This window comes from Brevibacterium sp. K11IcPPYGO002, from assembly GCF_050920635.1.
In the GTDB taxonomy this organism is placed as follows: Bacteria; Actinomycetota; Actinomycetes; order Actinomycetales; family Brevibacteriaceae; genus Brevibacterium.
Genome location: NZ_CP131929.1, coordinates 3,577,467 through 3,600,327 on the forward strand (window position 1 = coordinate 3,577,467; position 22,861 = coordinate 3,600,327).

21 protein-coding genes are annotated in these 22,861 nt (G+C 65.6%); 4 read left to right on the forward strand and 17 right to left on the reverse strand.

What is annotated here, in order from left to right:
- Window positions 1–15: 15 nt before the first annotated feature.
- The 9 genes from QYM46_RS16475 to QYM46_RS16515 form a co-directional block, all read right to left on the reverse strand.
- Window positions 16–1,161: a phosphotransferase gene (locus tag QYM46_RS16475; RefSeq protein ID WP_432789827.1), complete on the reverse strand. Its 1,146-nt coding sequence runs from the start codon at window positions 1,159–1,161 to the stop codon at window positions 16–18.
- Complete coding sequence (locus QYM46_RS16480) at window positions 1,158–2,459, reverse strand: phosphotransferase family protein (RefSeq protein WP_432789828.1); 1,302 nt, start codon at window positions 2,457–2,459, stop codon at window positions 1,158–1,160. The genes QYM46_RS16475 and QYM46_RS16480 overlap by 4 nt, the downstream gene beginning before the upstream one ends.
- On the reverse strand, window positions 2,456–4,366 hold the full coding sequence (locus tag QYM46_RS16485; RefSeq protein ID WP_432789829.1) for an ABC transporter ATP-binding protein: 1,911 nt from the start codon (window positions 4,364–4,366) through the stop codon (window positions 2,456–2,458). The genes QYM46_RS16480 and QYM46_RS16485 overlap by 4 nt, the downstream gene beginning before the upstream one ends.
- On the reverse strand, window positions 4,363–5,697 hold the full coding sequence (locus tag QYM46_RS16490) for a glycosyltransferase family 4 protein (RefSeq protein ID WP_432789830.1): 1,335 nt from the start codon (window positions 5,695–5,697) through the stop codon (window positions 4,363–4,365). Before QYM46_RS16490 ends, QYM46_RS16485 begins: the two co-directional genes overlap by 4 nt.
- Window positions 5,694–6,941: a glycosyltransferase family 4 protein gene (locus QYM46_RS16495; protein WP_432791755.1), complete on the reverse strand. Its 1,248-nt coding sequence runs from the start codon at window positions 6,939–6,941 to the stop codon at window positions 5,694–5,696. Before QYM46_RS16495 ends, QYM46_RS16490 begins: the two co-directional genes overlap by 4 nt.
- Window positions 6,942–7,047: 106 nt before the next feature.
- On the reverse strand, window positions 7,048–8,409 hold the full coding sequence (locus QYM46_RS16500; protein ID WP_432789831.1) for a glycosyltransferase family protein: 1,362 nt from the start codon (window positions 8,407–8,409) through the stop codon (window positions 7,048–7,050).
- A 63-nt stretch (window positions 8,410–8,472) separates the two neighbouring features.
- Window positions 8,473–9,132, reverse strand: coding sequence for a response regulator transcription factor (locus tag QYM46_RS16505; protein ID WP_432789832.1), 660 nt, complete (start codon window positions 9,130–9,132; stop codon window positions 8,473–8,475).
- On the reverse strand, window positions 9,129–10,670 hold the full coding sequence (locus QYM46_RS16510; protein WP_432789833.1) for an ATP-binding protein: 1,542 nt from the start codon (window positions 10,668–10,670) through the stop codon (window positions 9,129–9,131). Before QYM46_RS16510 ends, QYM46_RS16505 begins: the two co-directional genes overlap by 4 nt.
- Window positions 10,618–11,022: a hypothetical protein gene (locus QYM46_RS16515; protein WP_432789834.1), complete on the reverse strand. Its 405-nt coding sequence runs from the start codon at window positions 11,020–11,022 to the stop codon at window positions 10,618–10,620. Before QYM46_RS16515 ends, QYM46_RS16510 begins: the two co-directional genes overlap by 53 nt.
- 129 nt (window positions 11,023–11,151) lie before the next feature.
- On the opposite strand from QYM46_RS16515, the gene QYM46_RS16520 reads away from it, so the two are divergent.
- Window positions 11,152–11,907: a DedA family protein gene (locus QYM46_RS16520; RefSeq protein WP_169253302.1), complete on the forward strand. Its 756-nt coding sequence runs from the start codon at window positions 11,152–11,154 to the stop codon at window positions 11,905–11,907.
- Window positions 11,908–12,191: 284 nt separating this feature from the next.
- Here the strand turns inward: QYM46_RS16520 and QYM46_RS16525 are convergent, their stop codons facing one another.
- The 4 genes from QYM46_RS16525 to QYM46_RS16540 all read right to left on the reverse strand — a co-directional run bounded on the left by QYM46_RS16525 (window position 12,192) and on the right by QYM46_RS16540 (window position 14,864).
- On the reverse strand, window positions 12,192–12,479 hold the full coding sequence (locus QYM46_RS16525) for a hypothetical protein (protein WP_169253303.1): 288 nt from the start codon (window positions 12,477–12,479) through the stop codon (window positions 12,192–12,194).
- Window positions 12,480–12,784: 305 nt separating this feature from the next.
- Entirely contained in the window at window positions 12,785–13,645 is an 861-nt protein-coding gene (locus QYM46_RS16530) for a shikimate dehydrogenase (RefSeq protein ID WP_169253304.1), read from the reverse strand.
- Window positions 13,642–14,118, reverse strand: a complete 477-nt coding sequence (gene aroQ, locus QYM46_RS16535) for a type II 3-dehydroquinate dehydratase (RefSeq protein WP_432789835.1) — start codon at window positions 14,116–14,118, stop codon at window positions 13,642–13,644. Before aroQ ends, QYM46_RS16530 begins: the two co-directional genes overlap by 4 nt.
- Window positions 14,115–14,864, reverse strand: a complete 750-nt coding sequence (locus QYM46_RS16540) for an IclR family transcriptional regulator (protein ID WP_432789836.1) — start codon at window positions 14,862–14,864, stop codon at window positions 14,115–14,117. The genes aroQ and QYM46_RS16540 overlap by 4 nt, the downstream gene beginning before the upstream one ends.
- A 242-nt stretch (window positions 14,865–15,106) precedes the next feature.
- Between QYM46_RS16540 and QYM46_RS16545 the strand changes: the two genes are divergently transcribed.
- Complete coding sequence (locus QYM46_RS16545; RefSeq protein WP_169253306.1) at window positions 15,107–16,432, forward strand: MFS transporter; 1,326 nt, start codon at window positions 15,107–15,109, stop codon at window positions 16,430–16,432.
- Window positions 16,429–18,348 carry a bifunctional sugar phosphate isomerase/epimerase/4-hydroxyphenylpyruvate dioxygenase family protein gene (locus tag QYM46_RS16550; protein WP_432789837.1) on the forward strand — a complete coding sequence of 640 codons (1,920 nt, stop codon included), beginning with the start codon at window positions 16,429–16,431 and terminating at the stop codon, window positions 18,346–18,348. The genes QYM46_RS16545 and QYM46_RS16550 overlap by 4 nt, the downstream gene beginning before the upstream one ends.
- A 50-nt stretch (window positions 18,349–18,398) precedes the next feature.
- On the opposite strand, the gene QYM46_RS16555 is transcribed toward QYM46_RS16550, so the two are convergent.
- On the reverse strand, window positions 18,399–19,259 hold the full coding sequence (locus QYM46_RS16555) for a hypothetical protein (RefSeq protein WP_432789838.1): 861 nt from the start codon (window positions 19,257–19,259) through the stop codon (window positions 18,399–18,401).
- 260 nt (window positions 19,260–19,519) lie between these two features.
- Here QYM46_RS16555 and QYM46_RS16560 point away from each other — a divergent pair, with 260 nt between their 5' ends.
- Window positions 19,520–19,837: an XRE family transcriptional regulator gene (locus QYM46_RS16560; protein WP_432789839.1), complete on the forward strand. Its 318-nt coding sequence runs from the start codon at window positions 19,520–19,522 to the stop codon at window positions 19,835–19,837.
- A 193-nt stretch (window positions 19,838–20,030) separates the two neighbouring features.
- Here QYM46_RS16560 and gap read toward each other — a convergent pair whose 3' ends face one another.
- From gap to QYM46_RS16575, 3 genes are all read right to left on the reverse strand, one after another.
- Entirely contained in the window at window positions 20,031–21,026 is a 996-nt protein-coding gene (gene gap / locus QYM46_RS16565) for a type I glyceraldehyde-3-phosphate dehydrogenase (protein ID WP_432789840.1), read from the reverse strand.
- A 259-nt stretch (window positions 21,027–21,285) separates the two neighbouring features.
- Window positions 21,286–22,383, reverse strand: a complete 1,098-nt coding sequence (locus tag QYM46_RS16570) for a GlxA family transcriptional regulator (RefSeq protein WP_432789841.1) — start codon at window positions 22,381–22,383, stop codon at window positions 21,286–21,288.
- A gap of 45 nt (window positions 22,384–22,428) precedes the next feature.
- Entirely contained in the window at window positions 22,429–22,770 is a 342-nt protein-coding gene (locus tag QYM46_RS16575) for a carboxymuconolactone decarboxylase family protein (protein ID WP_432789842.1), read from the reverse strand.
- Between the last annotated feature and the right edge of the window lie 91 nt (window positions 22,771–22,861).

The following is a 22,861-nucleotide window of genomic DNA, read 5'->3' on the forward strand; positions in this document are numbered from 1 at the left end:
TCAAGTGTCGCACTCTCACATTGCGTGCGCCGCCTCGATCAGCCACCCGATCCGGTCGATCCAGGCAGGCCGGAAAGCGTAGACGCAGGCGAGCCGAATAAGGGTGGCTCGTTCGTACACGCTCACCCTGGCGGGGTCGATCCCTGACGCCGGCACGACCCGGGCGATCTCATCGATGACCACGGCCGCCTCGGCGGGGGTCCACAGTCCCTGCTCGGTGCGCCACCGGGCATGTGCGCGGAGGTTGCCAAGGTCGAGTGCCCGTTCGCCCCGGCTCGCCGTATCGACGTCGAGCAGTCCCGGTCCGGAGATCGGATCCCACATGATCTGTTTATCGTGCAGATCCCGGTGGATGAGTCCGATCGATCCGTCCCTCGCCGAGGCGGTCCCGTCGTCGAGTGAGATCGTGACCTCTGTGATGAGTTCGTCCACGTCGGCGAGCAGAGTCTCCCCTCGCACACTCCGCGCGGTCTCGAGCAGGGGACGGGCGCGTTCACGCCATGTTCGGAGCACTTCGACCTCGTCCGCGGCCCCATGAAACGGCATCGCGGTCGGCATTTCCGGCGCAGCCGCTGCCACGGTACTGGTCGGATGTGCCTCTGCCTGAGCCCAGGCGTCGAGGGACTCGGCCCAGGCGCGTGACCACTCCGCTCCGAGCCTCGCAGGGTCGTGGAGTTCGACTCCGGGCACCACGCTGAGCACGACGGTCGAGGAGTCCGAACTGAGCACCTGCGGGAGGGCGAAACCGGGAAGGAACCCGATCGCTCGACGCTGTCCCGCGATGACGTCGGAGGCCTTTCCGTCGCGCACGCATTTGGCGAAGCTGCCGTCTGGCAGGCGGACGACGGCGCGTTTGCCCGGCCGGTGGGAAACCAGCCGGCCTCCGTCTGCGAGCAGCCTGGCGAGTCCCGGCAGCTTCGGGTCACGGTCAGCATCGAGAACCGTCGCCCCGTGTTCGTCGAGATAGCCGACCCGGAACCCCTGGCCTGGCAGAAAAGCCTCCCACGCGATTCGACTGTCTCCTGCGGGCCAGGCTCGGCGCACAGACCAGTCCTGTCCGTCGATCGTGACTGCGTCGGGGATGTGCAGGGCTGCGCCCCACTTCGTCGCAGACTGTTCCGTCACGATCTGATTCGTCACGATCTGCTTCGGCACGGTCATGGTGCAACCTCCGTCGTCGGGTCATTCTCTTCCAGAGCGGTGCGCGCGAGGTCGATGTTTCGCATCGTCTCGTCCCTCCAGGTCGCGGAGCAGCTGCGCCAGGGTTCGAGCGCGGCCACGAGCATCGCCCACGCCGTCCATGCGCCCAGGTCGGTCGCTTCGCCGCCTGCGGAACGGTAGCCGTCGGTGAAGGGGCGCTCGAGCTCGTGCAACCGGGAATCGATGCGGCAGGCCGCGATCCATCGCCCCAGATCCATCCCGATCGGCCCGTATCCGGACCGGTCGAGGTCGATGATCCGACACTCGGAATTCGCCAGAAGCACCTGGTCGGGGCTGAGGTCCCCGTGGATTTCCCGCAGTTCCCGCTTCGGCCCGAGGCGTCGGCTCAGTTCGGAGAGCAGTCCGACGATGTCAGCCTCTCGTTCCGGGAGCAGACGAACCAACGACCGACTGGCGGTCTCGAGTTGGTCGAGAGGAGAGCCGGGCACGCGCCCGTCCTCCCCTGCCAAAGCGCCAGCTGTGTCTGCCTGCACGCCCGCGGATTCTCCCGGATCGCCTTCGTCGTCCGGCAGTGCACGTGTATCAGGCACACTGCTTCTGTGCAGTTCGGCGATGATCACGCCGACCTCTTCGGCGACAATCGGATCCGGACGATCGCTCAGGTCACCGGTCCCCCACCACGGCGAACGAGTGACGGCGTCACGTCCGCCGACGAACTCAACCGGCAGGCTCGGCAGCTGCGCGCGCTGCCAACGGTCGGCCGCCTCGGCGAGGTGGACCTGGGGATCGGCGGCGATCCGCACGATTTCCGGCGCCCCATCGGCCGGGGTGTGCTTGAGCAGCAGCCGCCTGGCGGGGTTGTATCCGATGATCCGCAGATCCCCGCCGAGGTGGTCGAGGGTGCGCGCAATATGCTTGCCGATCCTGGGGTCGGCCAGCACGCCGCCGCTGACCAGCACGGCACCGGTCGCGCCAGCCGAACGCGGGTCGGCAGCCTCGTGGACGATCAGCTCCTGCCCGTGCCGAGCGGCCCGCCGCCGCGCATTGGCGAGCTTGTCCGGACCCGTCATCACTGCGGTGAAACCCCAATCCGCGAACTCGCCGAGGTGGCCGGGCTCCTCCCGCTGCCATGCGACGATCGAGCTGCGCCCCGGTTTGACGCGGATCCGGCGGGGTCGAACGGCAAAGCCGAGGCGTCGGGAGAGCCGTTCTGCCGATCGCAGTTCGTCGATATAGGGCAGCAGGGCGAACCTCGTGTCAACGAGGCCGTGCACAGGGTCGGACATCGCTGTGGTCATGATGAGGCTCCTGCATAGGTGGGGGCGCTGCCGACGGTGGGCGGTTCGGACGGACGTGGTCCCGCGACCGTGGACGGCTCCGCCCCCACCGTTGGCCCCGGCACGCTGTCGGATTCGTCGGCTTGCGAGCGGATCCACCGGGAGAAGCGCGAGTCGGCAGCTGCGGCCAGCTCGGTCGGCGCTCCGTCCTCGACGATCCGCCCGTCCTCGAGCCACACCACACGGTCGAGTCCGCGGATCATCGCCACGTCGTGGCTGATGACGATGCTCGTGCGGCCTTGTGTCAGCGCGGACACTGAGTCGGCCACCTCGGCGCGGGTCTGCGGATCGAGCCCTGTCGTCGCTTCGTCGAAGACGACGACCGGGGCGTCGCGAACGAGCGCCCGAGCGATGGCCAGGCGCTGCCGCTGCCCGCCCGAAAGCGTGTCTCCGCGGTTGCCAAGCTCGGTGTCGTAGCTTTCGGGAAGGGTGCGGATGAACTCATCGGCACGGGCCGCACGGGCGGCGGCGACCACCTCGGCGTCGGTGGCGTCGAGCCGACCGTAGCGAATGTTCTCACGCACGCTCGCGGCGAAGAGCACGGACTCCTGGAGGAGGACGGACACGTTCTGCCGCAGGGAGGCGCGGGTGACGTTGTGGGTGTCGTAGCCGTCGAGGTAGATCGAACCGGAGTCCGGTTGAGACAGCCGCAGCAGGTAGCTCATGAGGGTCGATTTGCCGGCCCCGGAGGCACCGAGGATGCCGATCTTCTGTCCAGCCGGAATGAGCAGGTCCAGCTCATCGAACAGCGGCCTGCCGTGCCCGTCGGCCGAGGTGATGCGGTTGAAGACGACGTCGCCGCAGACCGGGCCCATGGACACTGCGTCGGGGGCGTCGGCGATCTCGACGGGTTCGTCGAGAAGGTCGGCGATCCGCTCCCCCGAGGCGGCCGCGCGGGCGATCCGGCCGGTGTATTTGGCCATGTCCCGCAGCGGTTTCATCGCGATCTTGAGGTAGAGGAGGAAGAGGACGAGGTCGCCCGGGGACATCGCCCCGCGCAGCACCTGCCACCCGCCGAAGGCGAGAACGAGGGCCTGCGAGATGCCGACGAGGACATCCGTGGAGCGTTCGAGCCCGGCGGCCAGACGGCGTGCCCGAACCCCAGCTTTGAGTGCGCGTTCGTTGCCGTCGGCGAAGTCGCGGGCCACGGTCTTCTCGAGTCCGTAGGCCTGGACGACGCGGATGGCACCGAGCGCCTCGGCGGCGGATCCGACAAGTCGGCCCTCGCCCTTGCGGGTGGACCGGGAGGCCTTCGTGATCTTCGGGGTCGCCGCCTTCGACAGCAGTCCGTAGACCGCCGCCGTGACAAGCACGATCGCGCTGAGCACGGGGTCGAGGATGACCATGACGACGAGCAGGACGGCGAGGGTGATGACATTGCCGACCAGGGGCAGCCCGGCGGTGACGGCGACCTCCTGCAGCCGTCCGATGTCACCGACGAGTCGTTGTGAGGTGTCTCCGATCGAGGCCTTCGAGTGGTAGCGCAGCGACAGGGACTGGACGTGGTCGAACACGCGTGAGCGCAGTTGGGTGGCCACGCGTGCGCCGACGAGAGCGAAGCAGATCGTCGAGGCGTAGTTCGCCGCAGCCCGTCCGCCGACGATGACGGCCAGGCCGATGGCCACGACCGCGAGCGTCGTGCCGACTCCGGCGTCGAGACCGAACGTCGGAGCGATCTGGGCGCCCAGGGCCGCGGTGACGGCGTCGACTGCGATCTTGATCGGCCAGGGTTCGAGGATGCGGAAGACGACGTCGGCCAGCAGTGCGGCCATCCCGCCGATGATCAGCCACGTGTGCCGGCGCAGATGCGGACGGATGATCCGCAGGGTCCGCCGCAGCGCCGAGGCCGTGAGCTTCTCGCCGCTCATGAGATCACCGCCGAGGCGGGGTGCCGTCCTGACACCGGCATCCTCTTTTCGATGGGGGCGGCACCGGCATCGACGGCGGCGGTTTCTCCGGCGGCTGTGTCGCCGGCGGTTCCCGTCACCGGTGCGAGGATCTGTTGGCACCGACGGGACCAGGAATGGCGGGTCAGGGCCTCTGCGCGGGCGCGTGCTCCCATCGTCATGCGCAGTTCAGCATCGTCGATGAGTCTCTGCAGGGCGCGGGTGAGATCAGCGGTGTCGGCCGGGTCGGTGAGGATCGCGGCTCCGGTTCCTGCGAGCACGCCGGGGATCGCACCGACGCTCGATGCAACGACGGGCAGTCCGGCGGCCAGGTATTCGTAGACCTTGAGTGGCGAGAAGTAGTTCTCCCCCGCCGGGTAGGGGGCGACCGCGATGTCGAATTCTCGCAGCGCCTCCGGCACGGCTTCGGGGGCGATGGCACCGTGGAAGTGCACACGTCCGTCCAACCCGAGCGTACGCACCTGGTTCTCGAGCGCCTCGGATTCGGGGCCGTGGCCGACGATGTCGACGCGGAAGTCCCCGACCAATCCGGCGCAGGCGGCGATGAGCCGATCCGTGCCGTGCCAGGGTTTGAGCGTGCCGACGAACCCGATCCGCACCGGACCGCGGTCCTCCGGGCCCCCATCACCGAGGCGGTCCTCCCGTAGCGCGTCACCGCTGGGTGCCCTGGTTCCTTCCCCACCGAGGCGGCCGTGATCTGACCGTGGGGTGATGCGTTGCGTGTTCACTCCGTTGGGGACGACGCTGACGTCGTCGAGGCCGGGATAGTCAGTGCGGACCCAGTCGGCGACGAGTTCGCTCACGCACACGATGCGTGCGGCTCCGGCAAAACTTGCCGCCGTGGCACGGGCGGCGTGTTCGGCGTGGACGAGTCCGCGGTGGGTCCGCTGTTCGTCGAGCAGAGGCGCATTGACCTCCACGATCAAAGGCACGTCGAGGCGCTGGCTGATCCGGGCACCGGCCGTGGAGAACAGAGAATACCGTTCGTAGACGAGGTCGAACCCCTGCCCCGAGGAGGCCGCCGTGTCCGTGACCAGGTCGGCGAGCATGTCGGAGAGTCGCAGCAGAGCGATCTCACGCTGGGAGCGGTCGAGACCGCGCGGCACCTCGAGCCGGGTGACATCGAGGTCGACGAGGTCGGCGGGCACGTCGTCATCGGTGCGGGTGCAGAAGACGCTGACCTCATGGCCGAGTGCTCGGAAGGTGCGCACGACCTCCTGGACGTGGACGCTGGCACCTTTCGTGCCGAAGACTCCGATGCCGGGGTCGAGGAGGACATAGGCGATTCTCATGACACTGACTCCATTTCACGGACGGTCGGAACGGCAGGGACTGCCCCAGGCACCGCCGCAGCGTCGGACAGGCTCGCGAGCTGACCGGCCTGGACGGCCGAGTCGTGCAGGCGGCACACCCGGTTACGGGCGGCATCGGTGACGGCACGGATACCGGCGGGATCCGTGCGGAGGGCGGCGGCCACCTCGGCGATGGTGGAGGCGATGTTCGCCTCATCGGTGCCGTCGACGAGCCACCCGGTCCGGGCATGGTCGATGACCTCGGGCACGGCGGTGACGGCCCCGGCGACGCAGGGAATTCCGGTGGCCATGCCCTCGAGCAGCACGGTGGGCAGGCCGTCGGCGTTGCCGTCGGAGCCGATGACGAACGGGGAGACGAGGACGTCGTGGTCGGTGAGCATGTCGCGGACCTCTGCCTGGGTCAGCGCTCCGTGGAAGGTGACGAGGTCGTCGAGTCCGAGTGCGTGGGACTGGGTCCGCAGCTCCTCCTCGAGGGGGCCGGTGCCCACGAGGTCGAGACGGCAGCTCGTGCCGTCGGCCCGGAGGCGGGCGAGCGCATTGAGGAGGTGGGCGAATCCCTTCTTCTCGACGAGGCGGCCGACGGCCAGCAGTGAGGGCACCGCTCCCGTCGCGCCCTGATTGGGCCGGTAGGGGAAGCGATCGATTTCGAGGCCGTTGCGCACGACGACGATCCGGTCGGCCAGCTCGGGGCCGAGCACCGTGGACAGATAGCGGCGGTTGTATTCGCTGATCGCGATCACATGGTCGGCGTCCGCGGTCTTGCGGACCAGATCGGTGACCACGACATCTTCGTGGAAGATGTCCTTCGCATGCGTGGTGAAGGAGTACGGGATCCCCGTCAGCGCCGAGGCGGCCCGGGCCACGGTCGTCGCCACCGACGCGAAGTGCGCGTGCAGGTGCGTCACTTCGTGGTCGAGGGCCAACCGGGCGAGGGTGAGAGCTTGGATCGCATCATCGTGGCCCAATTCCAGGAGCTCGCCGAGGTGGCCCGGCACTGCTGCGGCCACGCGCGGTTCCGAGGCGGCCTCGGCGAAGGTCTGCCAGAAGCTGCGGGCACTCGAGGGTCGGTCGATGTGGATGACCTCGGCGCGGACGCGGGCGAGTTCGGGGTGGAAGCGGGTGTCCGTGCTCGGGCGCAGGGAGAAGATGACGAGGTCTTCTCCGGCGGCTTCGCGGGCGAGGATCTCGGAGACGATGAAGGTCTCGGAGAACCGCGGGTACATCTTGAGCACATAGGCGCGGCGACCGGGATGTCTTTCCGTCGGAGCGGTCGTGGTTGCCGGTGGACCCGGTGTCGGCGTGGTCGGCGTCGAAATGGTTGGTGTCTGTTCAGACAGCATGGCTGGTCTCCTCCAGAGTGATGGACAGACGGGCGGACGGTGCTGTGTCGGTCACGGTCGGTGCGGTCGCAGAGATCGGCGGGGTCGCCGTCGTCGGTGCCGGTTCGGATGCGAGTGCCGTTGCCTCGGCGCGGTCATCTGCGATGAGTTCGGCCGCCAGGAGAGGAACGGTGGCCAATCCGGTGAGATCGATATGGGAGCGGTCTGTGGGTCGCCCGACCCGGTCGGCGAACCATTCGCTGAGCACATCGGCGTCGAGGCGCTCGATCGTATGGGCATCGACCGCTCCGGCTGCGGAGAGGGCGAATGCCCGCCTGGGCTGCTCGGCCCGATGACCCTTGCGGGGGACGACAAGCGCGGGGGTATCGGTGGCCATGAGCTCGGCCAGAGTGTTGTAGCCGCCCATGCACACGACCGCCTCGGCGGAGGCGACGAGTCCGGGGATGTCGTCGCAGTGGCGGATGACGGTGGTGGCCCCACCAGCACGTGCACGCAGTCGGTCGAACTCCTCGGTGGCCATCTGCGGACCGGTGACGATGAGGTGACGGTGGCCGTCGGGCGGATCGGCGGCGACGGCGATGGAGGCGAGGCTTCCGCCGTCGGATCCCCCGCCGAGGCAGGTGAGGAGGAACCGCTCGGAACCGAACTCTGCCTCCGCGGTGTCGGCTGCTTCGGCACCGACCGGCTGGGCGCTCGCTGCGTCGGCGCCCACTGGCAGTGGGCCGCCGTCAGCGGGGCGGCCCTGTGACAGGTAGCCGGTGGTCACGGCCTTGGCCGCGAGCGGAGCCGGCACTTCCCCGGTGGACCGGGGATCGTAGACGTCCGGGTCACCGTAGATCCAGACTGTGTCGAAGGATTCGGCCACGCGTGCGGGCCCTCCGACCTTCTCCCATTCGGCAGCGATGACGGACGGGGTGTCGAGGACTTCGCGTAGGCCGAGGACGGTGCGGCAGCCGTGGCCCCGAACCCGGTCTATGGCCTCGGCGAGTTCGCCGCCGATGCCGAAGGGGTGCCGGTCGACGATGAAGAGCTCGGGCCGCTGCTGATCGAGGATCGCCGAGATCGCCGCCGCCCGCAGTGCCCTCAGCCCCTGCATCGAGGAGGAGAGCGCCCGGGGCACGTAGCCGCCGGGTGTGGGAGTGACTCCGGGCAGGATCACCCAGTCCCACCCATCCGGCAGGTCGAATCGCGCGGCCTCGGGACTGCTGGCGATGAGCAGACCGGAGACCTCACGGCCGGTCAGTGCCGGCAGGTCCCGGGCCAGCGCAAAGGCCAGAGCCCGGTTGCGGCGGATGTGGCCCAGTCCCAGCGAGTCGTGGGAGAACAGTGCGACTCTCAAGCGTCTTCTCATACATCTCAGCTTGTCGGCTGTGCTTAAGATGAAGTTAAGATGCGGATGAGAAAGATCTTAGGTTCAGTCCACGCGGTATCCGAAGCCCCGCACGGTGGTGACGAAATCGGAGCCGAGCTTCTTGCGCAGGTACCCGATATAGACGTCGACGACGTTCGAGCCGGGGTCGAAGTCGAATCCCCACACATGGGAGAGCAGCTGTCCGCGGGAGAGGACGTTGCCGCGGTTGCGCAGCAGGATCTCGGCCAGGGACAGCTCCCGAGCGGAGAGCTCGACGAGACGGTCTTTGACCCACACCTGCCTCTTGAGCAGGTCGATGCGCACCTCGTCGCGAACGAGCTCCGTGACCTCCTGCTCCTGCGGACTCTCCTTGAGCCGCAGACGGACCCGAGCCAGCAGTTCCGCGAACCGGAAGGGCTTGATCATATAGTCGACCGCCCCTGACTCGAGAGCGTAGATCGTGTCGTCCGGGTTGTCCCTGGCGGTAAGCACGAGCACCGGCAGTTCGGGGCGTCGCTCGCGCAGATGTCTCAGCACGCTGAATCCGTCGAGTCCGGGCAGACCGATGTCGAGGATGACGAGTGCGAAGTCTCCAGCCAGTGCCAGATCTCGCCCGGTGAGGCCGTCGGCGGCGGTCTGCGGACCGAATCCGGCGGCGGTCAGGCCCTTCGAGATGAAGGCGGAGATCCGCTGTTCGTCCTCGATCACGAGAATGCTCTTCACTTCTGTCCTTTCGGCAGGATCATGCGGAACTGTGCACCGATGGAAACCCGGTCGAGGACGACCGTCCCTCCGTGCGCCTCGGCGATGGCGGAAATAATTGACAACCCCAGCCCGAAGCCGGCCCCGTCGGTCGACCCGCGGCAGAAACGGTCGAAGATGTCCTCGGCGATCTCGTCGGGCACACCCTTGCCTTCGTCGCGGACCCAGATGTGCACGGATTCGGAGTCGTCACGGGCACCGAAGACGATCACCTGACCGTCCTCGGTGTGCTCGACGGCATTGGACGCCAGCTGGAGAAGCGCCTGTGTCAGGCGCTGTCTGTCTCCGTGGAAACTCAGCGTTTCGGGCACCTCGAGGCCCCACTCCCGATCTCCCAGTCCTTTGGCCTTCGCCAGGGAATCGGACACGACCACAGTGAGATCCACCTCGGCGAAACGCACGAAATCAGGGCGTCGGGCACGGGCCAGCAGGAGCAGCTCTTCGACGAGGCGGCCCATCCGATCCGTCTCATCGAGCAGCATCGCCCGAGTCTCCTCGACATCGCTGACGTCCTCCGCGTTCATCGTCTCCAGATGACCGCCGAGGATGGTCAGCGGGGTGCGCAACTCATGCCCGACATCGTCGAGGAACCGCCGCTGAGCTTCGAAAGCCGCCTCGAGACGGTCGAGCATGTCATTGAAGGTGTGCCCGAGTTCGGCAATATCGTCATGGCCCTTCGTCTTCAGGCGACTGCTGAGGTCACCGCCCGAGATCGACTGTGCGGTCCGCCTCAGCTCGGTCACCGGTGACAGCAGCCGTCGCGCCAGTAGTGAGGAGAGACCGGCGATGAGCAGGGTGGCGGCGAGCGCGACGACGACATAGATCTGCATGATCTGCACGAGGTCGGCGTGGCTGGCCGAGACGTTGTGGACGACGACGAAGGCTCCCGCCCCGTTCGTCGCGGCCGTTCCGCCCGCGACTTCGCCGACGCCCTTCGTCCGGGTCGTCGAATCGGTGGGCGCGGTCTGGGTGTCCGTGGTCGTGGCGGCTCCCGCCTCGGCGCCGGTGATGGGCAGGACGAAGCCTTCGTACTCGACGTCGCCGACGGTCAGGCGGATCTCCCCGCCTTTCTCGGCCGCACCGGCCACGGCCTTCTCGAACGCGCTCGAACTGCCGAGGAGGTCCTTCGGTTCGCCCTGATAGAGCACTCTGCCGTCGGTGAGGAAGGCGAAGAGCACCTCGTCCTCGTCCGGCCTGTTCTGGGCGAGGAAATTGCCGAGGATCTCATCGACGGAGGCGAATGGTCTGCCGGTCTGCGGATCGATTCCGTTCTCGGAGAACGTCCGCATCTCGTCGACCTCTTGGGACATCGAGGCAGTGGTCCGGCTGGAGACGTTGTTCGACTCCACGGTGTAGAGGATGAGGCCGACGATGGAGAGTGTGAGTACGGACAGCGCGGCGACGGTGATGGTCAGCCGGTTCTGAACGGTCAGCCCGACGCGACGCTCAGTCGTCATCGTCGTCCCCGTCATCGTCGTCGTCCCCGTCGTCGCCGTCATCGTCGGCGTCGTCGTCCCCGTCATCATCGTCGTCGGGGACTTCGCGAGGCGGGTTGGGCACCGGTTCGTACGAGTGCTCGATCTCCTGCGGGTCCGCATCTCCGGACTCTCTGCCGTCCGATGTGCGGCCGTCGGTGGCGCTGCCACCGGAGTCTGCCTCGGCAGAGCTGTCGGCGTCTGGATCGGGCTTCGTCGGCTCGGAGGTCTCCGTCGGTTCGGGCGTGACTTCCACCGGGCTGAGATCCGGCGGTTCGGATTGGGCGGTATTGCGCACGATGAGGACGGTCAGCAGTGCGAGCATGATGACGAGACCAGCCACAACCCAGCCGAGGATCTTCGATCGTCCACCCATAACGACCACATTGCCCAAGGCCTGCGGCAAAGTCGAGCCGGAGGCGATGAGAGTCTTCTTAAGCGGGATGTTCGGACGCCTGTGATACCGTAAGCGCCGACCGCCCCGACGACCCGCAGGAGCCCACCGATGAGCGACGATCGCGCGGACCGCGACGAGGCAGAGTCCGGCTCCGAGGCCGAGCCCAAGGAGAATCCGTGGGCGGCGATCAAACCGTGGCAGGGCAAGGCGGCCGGCATCGACAAACTGCTGCTGTTCATCATCATCGGCGTCCCGCTCATCTACCTCGGCCTCATGCCGCTGCGACCGTGGATGCTCGTCCATGCCCCGGTCGTCCAGGAATTCATCAACGGCGCGAAGACCTCGGTCGTCGCTGCCGCCGCCTATGCCCGGGTCGGTGAGATTCCGCTGTGGCTGGTCATCGTCGCAGGCTTCGTCGGCATGGCCAAACTCGATTGGGCGTTCTGGCTGGCAGGTCGCCGCTGGGGTGACGGTGTGCTCCGGCTCTTCGCGCAGAACGGGCGACAGCTCAAACGCATCAACCAGCTGAAGAAGATCCCGAGCTGGGCCCTGTTCCTCATGACGCTGATCGCCCGCTGCCCGGGAATCCCCGGCACGCTCGTCTACCTCGTCGCCGGGTGGACGCGGATGCGTCTGTCGCTGTTCCTCGTCGCCGACCTCCTCGGCTGCCTCCTCTTCACTCTCATCTGGACGTTCCTGGGCTATCAGCTCGGCGAAGCCGCCGTCGACATCCTCAAGGTCATCGACAAATACGCACTGTGGTTGACCTTGGCCCTCATCGTCGGCATCTTCGCCCTCAGCTTCTTCAAGGAATACCGCAAACAGAAGAAAGCCGAAGCCGCAGGCGACACCTCCGAGGACTGACCATTCGCACCCGACCGGAAGCCGCCATCCTCAAGAGACTCTCGGACCAGTATCTGAGAGTCTCGGCCAAAGATTTCTTCGCTGCCGGGCGGGCGTTCCGGGGATTCTGTTTGAACGGTGTTCACGCCGCTTGCGAGATCCTTAGGACGCTCTTCGTCTGAGCAACGAAATCCGAGGGGGAACATCGAGTGATGTTCCCCCCTCGGCGATTGCTTGACGGCTAGGTGCTCGAACACGCGAACTTCTAGCTGGATGCGGTTAGCCGCCAGCGTCCATGCTTGCCCTCAACTCTTGTAATAATCCACGCTTCCAAACCAGCGCTTGTCCTTCGGCGCCTGAGGCATGCTTTCGCACTCGCCTATGACAGGCCGGAGACCGGCCAAACGCGCTTCCTTCGCAATTTTGTTCACTTCTTTGTTGCACTCTGCGAACGTCGTTGCCGATACAAAAACGGAGTTGTCCAGGTATTGATGTGAGACCTTCGCCTGGGCAGCCGTTGCCGTCACCAAACCTGCACCGAACATAACCGATACTGCCAGACCAGTGGCGGCGGCTCTTTGTCTGAGTTTCATGTCGCTCCTCTACTTGACGTGGCGTGTTCTGATTGAATCGTAGTCAGGAGGCATGCAACGAGAGTCGATGCGCTGTTCCAGCTCTGCCACATTCCGGGTTCTTCATGATCGAGGGTGCCGGCCTCTAAATAGGCATGTGTCCATTGGGAATAGCCCTTTGACATTCGATATCTCAGCCAGAAAAACTCTGCCGAACGAGCTCCACTCGGAAGATGTGATCTGGCGCGGCGGGTGCTGAGCTGCGACGAGCTTGGGAAGGCACTGCGTCGAGTCGCTTCGCTCGGATCCCGGTCAGGTGTCTCGCATCAGGCTCCGAAGGACAGGAAAGTCTCGCGCATGCGCTGCGGGTCCGCCTTCTGGCCGCTGAAGAGCTCGAACGCGTCGATGGCCTGATTGACCGCCATTCCCGATCCGTCGAGCGTGCGGCACCCCTTGGCCCTGGCTTCAGCAAGCAGTTGTGTCTCGAGCGGGAAGTACACGACGTCGGCCACCCAGGTCTCCGACCCGAACACCGAGGTGTCGACCGGGGTTCCCGGATACGCCTTCATTCCCACCGGGGTGGCGTTGACGATCCCCTGCGCCGAGGCGGCCGCCCCTTCCAGCTCATCGAGCCCGATCGCTCGCGCCCGAGTTCCGACCGATGACGTTTCGACGATGTCCGCGGCGAGTCCTTCGGCTCGCTGCACATCGGTGTCGGCGATGATGAGGTCGCCGATTCCGAGTTCGGCGAGGGCGAACCCGACCGCACGGCCGGCACCGCCCGCACCGATCTGCACGACCGCCTCGGTGGCGGCACCGTCCAGTCCGGCACGGAATCCGGCGGCAAAACCGGTGACGTCGGTGTTGTATCCCGTCGTCCGACCGGCATCGTCGATGACGACTGTGTTGACCGAGTTGATGCGCGCGGCCACGGGTTCGACCTCATCGAGAAGGCCGATGACCTGCTGCTTGAACGGGTGGGTGATGTTGAGCCCGTCGAAACCGAGGCGAATCGCTGCGGTGAGCAGCTCCGTCAGTGTCGCCTCGGCGAGGTGGGGGCTGCTGATGTCGATGGTGCGGTAGATCGTGGGGATGGAGTGCGCGGCACCTTCGTTCTCGTGCATCCGCGGGGTGCGGGATGCGGAGATGCCGTCGCCGATGAGGCCGAGGAGGAGGGATGAGGTCATAGTCTCGCTTTCGCATTCGTGAGGAGGTCGATGAGGATCTCGACCGCGTGGACGTAGCCTTGTGCACCGGCTCCGGCGATGACGGCCACAGCCACGGGTGAGAGGTAGGAGTGGTGGCGCACGGCCTCCCGCGCATGCGGGTTGCTCAGGTGCACTTCGATGATCGGGTGGTCGTAGGATTTCAGCGCATCGTGCAGGGCCAGGGAGGTGTGCGTGTACGCGCCGGCGTTGATGATCGCACCGACAGTGGAGTGCCGGGCGTCGTGGACGGCATCGATGAGCCCGCCCTCATGGTTGCTCTGGATGCAGCGGACGCCCAGCCCCGCCTCGGCGGCGGTGTCGGCACACATGGCCTCGATATCGGCCAGCGTGGTGCGGCCGTAGATCTCCGGTTCGCGTTCCCCGAGCAGGTTGAGGTTGGGTCCGTTGAGGACGAGGATTTCGGTCTCGATGCGCGGTTCGACGATGGTCACCTCGGGAATCGGGCGGCGATGGATGCCGCGGTCTCGGTCAGCTGGGGAACGAATTCGATTAGCTCGTCGAGGCTGCGGCGGAAGACGGGTGCGGCGAGCGCGAGTGAGGCCAGCAGTGTGCCGTCGAGGTCGAAGACGGGTACGGCCAGGGCATTCATGCCGATGTCGTTCTCTTCGGACTGTCCCGCCCACCCGTCGGTGCGGATCTGTTCGAGACGTGTGCGCATCTGTGCCGGGTCGGTGATCGAGTTCGGAGTACGGGCGACGAGGTCGAGAGCGTCGACGGTGGCATCGACCTGCGGATCATGGGCGAGCAGAGCCTGGCCGATCGCGGAGGTGTGCAACGGTGATTCGTCCCCCGGGTCGGTGGTCGTGCGGAACTGCGGGCCGTCGACGGTGAGCACGGTGAGAGCGGCATTGCCGCGCCGGATGGCGAGGATGCTCGATTCGCCGGTGGAGGCCGTCAGCTCCTGGAGCAGGTCCCTCGTCGCTCCGGACAGCCCTTGCCGGTGCGCGACCTTCTGGGCCAAGCGGAAGACCTCCATCCCGAGGGTGTAGATCTTCGTACGCGCATCGAAGCTGGCATACCCGGATTCGACGAGCCCGCCGAGGAGGCGGTAGGCGGTCGAGAAGGGGTAGCCAGTCGTCTCGGCGGCCTGGGCGGCGCTGATCCCCTCGGGCGATTCACCGAGGAGTTCGAGCATCTCGAAGGTCTTCGTCACCGAGTTCGAGCCCTTGGGCGGCATGCTTCGCCTCCTTGCGCTGCTGTGGCTGTTCGATGGTGTCGGGGCAGTGTGTGCGGGCGGTTCGTGAGTCCGGAAAGCAGAATTCCCGAGTTCCACGTTGACAGGCTATGTCATCTCAATCACACTGTAAACCACAATGTAACAAGTATTGCCACACTATGGCAATACCGTGCCGGTCCGATGAACGCTCGACAGCGCCGAGACTGCCGCCATGTCCCTGAGAGTCAGAAATGCGAGGAAGCATGAGCAACGCGATCGAGGAAGCTCGCCCCACGAAGAAGACACCGCTGCGCGCGGCCTTGTCGAGTTGGACGGGCTCCGCTTTGGAGTACTACGACTTCGCGGTCTATGGAACCGCTGCGGCGCTGGTGCTCAATACCTTGTTCTTCCCCGAGACCACCGCACCGGGAATCGCCATCCTCTTGGCGATGGGCACAGTCGGAGTCGCCTATGTCGTGCGCCCGCTGGGCGCACTCATCATGGGACCGCTCGGTGACCGCTTCGGTCGAAAATTCGTCCTCATGCTCACTCTGTTCATGATGGGCGTCTCGACCTTCCTCGTCGGCTGCCTACCGACCTATGAACAGGTCGGCATGCTGGCCCCGATCCTCCTCGTGCTCTGCCGCATCGTCCAGGGCCTGTCCGCTTCTGGCGAGCAGGCGAGCGCAATCTCCGTCTCCCTTGAACATTCGGCCGAGAAGAAACGATCGTGGACGACAAGCTGGACCCTGCACGGCACTCAGGCCGGGACTCTGCTGGCCACCGCAGTGTTCATCCCCTTCACTGCCTTCCTGCCCGACGAAGCACTGTTCAGCTGGGGTTGGCGCGTACCGTTCTGGCTGTCGGCGCTCGTCGTGCTCACCGCCTGGCTCATCCGTCGTGGCCTCGAGGAGCCGCCGGCGTTCAAGGAGGCACGCGCCGACAACCCACCTCTCATGCAGGTCTTCCGGTGGCACAAGGCCGCGGTCGTCCGCGTGGCCGTATGCGCCATGGTCAACACCGTGAATATGGTCTTCACCGTCTGGTCGCTGTCGTTCGCCACATCGATCGTCGGACTCGAGCGTTCGACCATGCTGCTCGTCTCGGTCATCGCCAACGGTGTCGCTCTGTTCGCGATCCCGGCCGCCGCGCTGCTCTCCGACCGGTTCGGCCGGAAGCCGGTCTTCATCACCGGGGCCGTCGGGTCGGGTCTGATGATGTTCCCGTACCTGGGTGCGGTTTCGGCCGGGAACTGGCCGCTCATCTTCGTCTTCGGCGCCATCATGTCCGGCTGTGCGTACTCGCTGGCCAATTCCATCTGGCCCTCGTTCTATGCCGAAATGTTCCCGACGACGGCACGAGTGACAGGTCTGGCGCTGGGCACACAGGTCGGATTCGCGGTCTCCGGCGGTCTGGCTCCGGTCCTCGCGTCCGCTGTCGCCGGCGCCGGAGGAGAGAATTGGGTCTCGGTCGCCGCGTTCACCGCGGGCGTCTGCATCGTCGTCGGCCTGGTCGCGATGACGGCGAAGGAGACGAAGGGACTGAGCCTGGAAGAGATCGATGTCATCCACGAGGAAAGGTCACGATGAGAACTTCGATTGCCACGGTGTGCCTGTCGGGCACGCTCGAGGAGAAGCTGCAGGCTGCCGCGACGGCAGGATTCGATGGAGTCGAGATCTTCGAACAGGATCTCATCGTCTCCCCCAACTCCCCCGAAGCGACCGCCGCACTGGCCGCAGAGCTCGGACTGCGTCTTGACCTCTATCAGCCCTTCCGCGATTTCGAAGGGGTCGATGAGGAGCAGTTCGCTGCAAACATGGCTCGGGCCGAGGCGAAGTTCCAGCTGATGAAGCGGCTCGGCATGACCACGATGCTGCTCTGCTCGAACGTCGCCACCGCAACCGTCGACGATGATGACGTCGTCGTCGATCAGCTGCGCCGCCTCGGCGATCTGGCCGAGGGATACGGCATCGACGTCGCCTATGAGGCTCTGGCCTGGGGCCGGTTCGTCTCCGAATATGATCGTGCCTGGGATCTCGTCAAGGCCGCCGACCATCCGCGCATCGGCACCTGCCTCGACAGCTTCCACATCCTCTCCCGTGGCACGGACCTGTCACGCATCGCCGAGATCCCGGGAGAGAAGATCTTCTTCCTCCAGCTCGCCGACGCTCCGTCCCTGTCGATGGACGTGCTCAGCTGGTCCCGTCACCACCGAGTCTTCCCCGGCGAAGGCTCGTGGGATCTCACCGACTTCCTCGCTCGCGTCGCCGGTACCGGTTATGCCGGACCGGTGTCGCTCGAGGTCTTCAACGATTCCTTCCGGCAGGCCGACACTCAGCGCACCGCTGTCGACGGACTGCGTTCTCTGCGATGGCTCGAAGCCAATGTGTCGGCCGTCGGCACGGACGGCGCTCATGTGGGGCTCGACCTGCAGCCGCTGCCGCAGGTCGCGGAGCCGCGAGGCATCGACTACGTCGAACTGAACACCGATGACCTGGGCGCGCTCACCCGGTTGATCCACCAGCTCGGCTTCCGGTTCGTCGGCTTCCACCGCACGAAACCACATGTGCAGCTGTGGCAACGCGGTCAGGCTCGAATCGTCGTGACTGAGCCCGCCGGCCCGTGCGACGAATTCACCACCGTGACCAACGAAACCACCGACCCGGCTGAAGAAGCCGCCGCCTTGGCAGCAGACTCCACCGGGTCCGGAACATTTCTGCGCGGCATCGGCTTCGCCGTCGACAATGCCGACGCCGCAATGGAACGTGCGCTCTTGCTCTCGGCCACGGAAGTCCCCCGCGATCAGGCACACGACGAAGAGGTGCTGCGTGGGGTCTTCGCACCCGACGGATCAGAGGTCTTCTTCGGTGATGGCGATGGTGAGGATCCGCAGTGGACCGACGAGTTCGGCACCGTCCCGGACGACCGGCAGTCGGCGATCGACCACATCAACCTCGCTCAGCCTGCTCACCACTACGACGAAGCAGTGCTCTTCTACACCTCCCTCCTCGCTCTGACCGCACTGCCGTCCCAGGACGTGCCGAGCCCCTCCGGTCTTGTGCGCTCCCAAGTGATGTCGAGCGCCGATGGGGCAGTGAGGATGCCGCTCAACGTCTCCCCCGACCACAGTCCCAACGCGTTGGGCCGAGGTGTTGGCTCAACCGCAGAGACCTACCCCGAGCATGTGGCCATCGCCTGCGACGACATCTTCACTGCCGCGATGACCGCGGTCGCGCGAGGCCTGAAGTTCTTGGAAGTGCCGCAGAACTACTATGAAGACCTTGCCGCACGCTTCGACCTCGCACCGGAGCTGCTGGATCGGCTCAGCGAGCACAATATCCTCTACGACCGTGACGACGAGGGCGAGTTCCTCCATTTCTATACGTCGACGATCGGCTCGGTCTTCTTCGAGATGGTCGAACGCCGTACCGGCTATCGCGGCTTCGGCGCTCCGAACGCGCCGGTGCGGCTGGCCGCTCAACACCGGCGCAATACGGAGAGTTGAAGTGCCGAGTCCCCACAGGCGATCCCCGGTCAGCGCGGAGCAGGAGCCGCTCAGAACGGCGCAGCGCTCCCGCGTGGATCGACGTATTCCATACCAGACCAGTCGCTCGAGTTGATCGCCGAACCTTCGAAGCCGAAGGACGACTCCCACGACTCATCGTCGACGTCCTCGCCTGCCTCGAGCTCGAGGCCGTACGACCAAGGGCACATCTCGCGTCGAGGATTCGGCCGAAGCCGACGGCGCGAGACCTGCCAGACGATTCGCCGGATCTCGTGCTCCTCAACACCGAGGAAATCAGCGGCAGTGCCGATCAGTTCAAGCACATACTCGTCCGTGGCTATGGGGTACCACCCGACAATCTGATTGAAATAGCCCTTCACGCGGTAGTCGATATCGAAATGAGGGGAGCCGGCGATCATGAGCAGATTGCGCCACGAGAACCCCGATCTCTGACTGGGGAGCGCTCTCCAGGCCTTTGCCACCACATTGGCATGCGGCCCGATACACGGTTCTTCTTTGACCGCGGCAAGCAGGTGCTCAACGGTGTCGATACCGTGATCAGCCATCACTCTAGTGGCGCGGTCGACCACCTCGGCCCTGAGCATGGCGCCCGGCTGCACGTTGGCGGGCTTGACGTTGCAGATCACCTCCCGCGCCCACACCTCGGGCCCGCCGGCCTCTGCAATCGAATACCGCAGTGATTTCGCCCCATCGGATTCACCGTGCCGGGCGATATAGCGATCGGTGACGTTGTCGACTGCCGTCGGGTGCGACCCCGTCGAATAGAGCGCGTCGAGAATGCACAGAGCGAGACTGCCCGGATAGCTGATTGATCGCGGCCCCCCTTGGTCATCGAGGAACTCTTCACAGCTCCACGCCAATTCTCTGATGCTGCTGGTCGTGATCTCCATTGTTCTGACCTTCCGTCATGCATCGCACCCTGCGATGCGGCGCCTCTGACTCCGCTGTCGGAGGCATGATGAAACACTATCCGGAGGCACTGACATACCTTGATCGGAGCAGAATAGAACGAATCATTCATATGAAATCGCAAGAGGTGCATTTGCTTGGACGACGTCGTGCCACGCACCGTCTCACCAGGGGGAAACCGCCACCCTCATAAGAGTCCCTCTGCCTTGGCACTCCTGACGGGCTCTGGCAAGGTGGAGCCATGAGCACAGAAGAGATCATCATCGACGGCCCCCTGGCACGCGCCTCGCGGATCCTCTGCCAGGTGTCAGCCAAGCATGTGGCAGACAAGGCTGAGATCAAGAAGTCCGAACTCAAGGACTACGAAAAGGGAATCGCGGACCTCACCGCTGAGCAGGAGCGTCGTCTCATCCTCGCCCTCGAGGAGTACGGCGCGCGGTTCATTCCCGACGGATCGGAGGGCGGTTACGGCGTCCGCCTGAAGTTCAGCCGCGCGAAGGTCCGCGCCATCGAACGCTGGGAGGACGAAGGCGGCACCCCCGGCGCCGATGACGTCTGAGACCTCCACCGAAGGCTTCTGAGCGCCCAGGCATCTTCAGTGCAGATCCGGCGCTTGAACCATCAAAAAGGCTGTGGCCTCGAATCTGCATTGAGCAGATTCGAGGCCACAGTTGCATCCGTTGGCATCGAGGGACCACCTCGGCGCCGAAATGTCGCCGGCGTCGAGCGCCGGGAAACATCAGCGGGGAACGTCAGTTCTTGCCGATGAACTCGAGGTTGTCGACGACACGATTGGAGAAGCCCCACTCGTTGTCATACCAAGCCACGACCTTGACATGCTTGCCGTCAACTCGGGTCAGCGCCGAGTCGAAGATGGACGAAGCGGGCTGGCCGACGATGTCGGAGGAGACGACGGGCTCGTCCTCATAGTCGAGGATGCCCTTGAGTTCGCCCTCGGAGGCCTTCTTGTAGGCATCGAGCACCTCGTCGCGGGTGACGTCACGGGACACGGTCGTGTTGATCTCGACGATCGAGCCGACCGGGACTGGCACGCGGATGGCGTCACCGCTGAGCTTGCCGTCGAGCTGCGGGAGGACGAGGCCGATGGCCTTGGCCGCTCCCGTCGAAGTGGGAATGATGTTCTCGGCGGCGGCGCGGGCACGGCGGGGATCCTTGTGCGGGCCGTCCTGGACCATCTGGTCACCGGTGTAGGCGTGGACAGTGGTCATGAAGCCCTGCTCGATTCCGGCGAGGTCGTCGAGGACCTTGGCCAGCGGGGCCAGGGCGTTCGTCGTGCAGGAGGCGTTGGAGATGACGGTGTGCTCGGGCTTATACGCCTCGCTGTTCACACCATAGGCGAGGGTGACGTCGGCACCCTTCGAGGGAGCGGAGACGAGGACCTTCTTCGCGCCGGCGGCGATGTGGGCGTTGGCCTTGTCGGCCTTGGTGAAGCGGCCGGTCGATTCGAGGGCGATGTCGACGCCGAGCTCGCCCCAGGGCAGCTTGGCCGGATCCTTCTCGGCGAAGACCTTGACGGTCTTGCCGTCGATGACGAGGGAATCTTCGGTGGCCTCGACGTCGTGGTTGAAGCGTCCGAGGGTGGTGTCGAACTTCAGCAGCCGAGCGAGATCGTCGACGGCGCCGAGGTCGTTGATGGCCACGACCTCGAGCTCGCTGCCGCGCTCGATCAGGGCCCGCAGGGTGCTGCGTCCGATGCGACCGAAACCATTGATGGCGATGCGAGTCAATGTCACTCCTTTTACACGGGATTCGTCTTGATATCTCCATCATGGGCGACTTCCACGCGTGGCAACAGTGGCCAGACAGTCAATCTGCGTAAGGTTCCTGCCAGTTGTATTGCCAGATGCCGAAAGTTTCTCGCCAAGGCAGTTTTCGTGTGGTCCAGGGCACTGAAATCCGACAGAATGCGCCCTGGCCTCAGCCCCGAAAGCGCCCGGTTCTCAGCGTGTGAATCGGCCTATGTTCGCCCCCGGGTTCGGCCTGTGTTCAGCCTTGGAAGGAGTGGCGATAGTCGTTCGGTGAGGTCGAGAGGATGCGTTGGAAGTGCATCCGCAGATTCGCCCCCGTCCCGAGTCCCACCTGGTCAGCGATCTGTTCGATGCCCAGGTCGGAATTCTCCAGCAGCTCTCGGGCGACATCGACTCGGGCCCTGAGAACCCACTGCATCGGGGTGTAGCCGGTGTCTTCGACGAATCGGCGGGAGAAGGTGCGCACGGAGACTCCGGCATTGGCGGCGAGATCGCGCAGGGTGATCTTCTCCCCGATGTGCTGCAGTGCCCATTCGCGGGTGTCGGCGAAGTCGTCGCCGAGAGGATCAGGCACGCTGCGCGGCACGTACTGTGCCTGGCCCGCGCTCCGGTAGGCGGCGGCGACCAGGCGTCGGGCGACCTGATTGGACAGGCCGACGCCGTGGTCGCTGCGGATGAGGTGGAGGCACAGATCGATCGCCGAGGCGGCTCCGGCCGAGGTCAGCAGCTGCCCTTCGTCGATGAAGAGGACGTTCTCGTCGACCTTGATCGAGGGGAACCGTCGAGCAAGCTCTTTCGCCGTCGACCAGTGCGTGGTGGCGCGTCGCCCGACGAGCAGTCCCGTGCGCGCGAGGACGAACGTGCCGGTGGAGATCGCGGCGATCCGCGCGCCGCGTTCGAACGCCGAGAGCAGGGCCCCGATGACCGAAGCGGGTGGTTCCTCTGCCACGGCCGAGGTGGCACCGGGCAGGATGACCGTATCCGCGGTCTCCAACGCTTCGAGACCTCGATCGACGGAATAGTCCAGCCCGTCCGATCCGGCCACTTTGCCTGCGGTGATGCCGCAGACCTCGACTTCATAGGGCCAGCTGCCCGCGGGCACGGTTGTCGTTCGTGCACCGGGGACGGCGGAAGCCGCCTCACCGCTCGGGTTCGGCTGGGAGCGGGGAGCCACCTCGGTGCGGGTGCGGTCGGTGGCGGCGTTCGACTCGCGGCCGAAGACCTGGACGGGGACGCCGAGATCCATAGCAGACACCCCGTCCAATGCCAGCACGAGGATGCGGTGCGGGCGGGAACGGGGTGTTCTGCGCGGAAGGGTGCGGGGCTCGTCAGTCATGATCGCCTCTCAGTCTAGGCAATCGGGACTCGCCCCGGTGCGAACTCAGTGCTCGTGGACCCCCGTGAGCTTGAAGCCCAGACGACCGTGGGCATATGCTCCACCGGCGCGGAGAGCCGAGGCGGTCCAGGCGGTCTCGGCCAGTTCGGTCTCTGTGGCACCGGCTTTGACCGCGGCGTTCGAGTGCGCGTCGATGCAATAGGCGCACTGGGTGGTCAAGCCGACGGCGTAGGCGATCAGTTCACGGTACTTCAGCGGGATCTCGCGGCCTTCTGCGGCGAAGACGGCGTTGTTGAACTCGCCGAAGGCCTTGAGAATGTCGGGAGTGGTCTCTTTGTAGGCCCTGTCGTACTTGCCGTCGGTCTCGCGGTCAAAGAAATCTGACATCGTGCTGCCTCCTGTGATCGGTGTCATTCCGATCCTCACGCTACCGATTTCGCTCCTCGGCCGCACGGGTTTCGCCCAATGATGACAACCG

Bases quoted from the DNA above. Each gene is read 5' to 3' on its own strand.
- QYM46_RS16570 (WP_432789841.1), bottom strand. From the start codon at position 22,383: ATGACTGACGAGCCCCGCACCCTTCCGCGCAGAACACCCCGTTCCCGC.
- QYM46_RS16545 (WP_169253306.1), top strand. From the start codon at position 15,107: ATGAGCAACGCGATCGAGGAAGCTCGCCCCACGAAGAAGACACCGCTG.
- QYM46_RS16510 (WP_432789833.1), bottom strand. From the start codon at position 10,670: ATGACGGCGACGACGGGGACGACGACGATGACGGGGACGACGATGACG.
- QYM46_RS16475 (WP_432789827.1), bottom strand. From the start codon at position 1,161: ATGACCGTGCCGAAGCAGATCGTGACGAATCAGATCGTGACGGAACAG.
- QYM46_RS16500 (WP_432789831.1), bottom strand. From the start codon at position 8,409: ATGAGAAGACGCTTGAGAGTCGCACTGTTCTCCCACGACTCGCTGGGA.
- QYM46_RS16480 (WP_432789828.1), bottom strand. From the start codon at position 2,459: ATGACCACAGCGATGTCCGACCCTGTGCACGGCCTCGTTGACACGAGG.
- QYM46_RS16575 (WP_432789842.1), bottom strand. From the start codon at position 22,770: ATGTCAGATTTCTTTGACCGCGAGACCGACGGCAAGTACGACAGGGCC.
- QYM46_RS16485 (WP_432789829.1), bottom strand. From the start codon at position 4,366: ATGAGCGGCGAGAAGCTCACGGCCTCGGCGCTGCGGCGGACCCTGCGG.
- QYM46_RS16520 (WP_169253302.1), top strand. From the start codon at position 11,152: ATGAGCGACGATCGCGCGGACCGCGACGAGGCAGAGTCCGGCTCCGAG.
- QYM46_RS16555 (WP_432789838.1), bottom strand. From the start codon at position 19,259: ATGGAGATCACGACCAGCAGCATCAGAGAATTGGCGTGGAGCTGTGAA.
- QYM46_RS16490 (WP_432789830.1), bottom strand. From the start codon at position 5,697: ATGAGAATCGCCTATGTCCTCCTCGACCCCGGCATCGGAGTCTTCGGC.
- QYM46_RS16560 (WP_432789839.1), top strand. From the start codon at position 19,520: ATGAGCACAGAAGAGATCATCATCGACGGCCCCCTGGCACGCGCCTCG.
- QYM46_RS16525 (WP_169253303.1), bottom strand. From the start codon at position 12,479: ATGAAACTCAGACAAAGAGCCGCCGCCACTGGTCTGGCAGTATCGGTT.
- QYM46_RS16530 (WP_169253304.1), bottom strand. From the start codon at position 13,645: ATGACCTCATCCCTCCTCCTCGGCCTCATCGGCGACGGCATCTCCGCA.
- QYM46_RS16540 (WP_432789836.1), bottom strand. From the start codon at position 14,864: ATGCCGCCCAAGGGCTCGAACTCGGTGACGAAGACCTTCGAGATGCTC.
- QYM46_RS16515 (WP_432789834.1), bottom strand. From the start codon at position 11,022: ATGGGTGGACGATCGAAGATCCTCGGCTGGGTTGTGGCTGGTCTCGTC.
- QYM46_RS16550 (WP_432789837.1), top strand. From the start codon at position 16,429: ATGAGAACTTCGATTGCCACGGTGTGCCTGTCGGGCACGCTCGAGGAG.
- QYM46_RS16495 (WP_432791755.1), bottom strand. From the start codon at position 6,941: ATGTACCCGCGGTTCTCCGAGACCTTCATCGTCTCCGAGATCCTCGCC.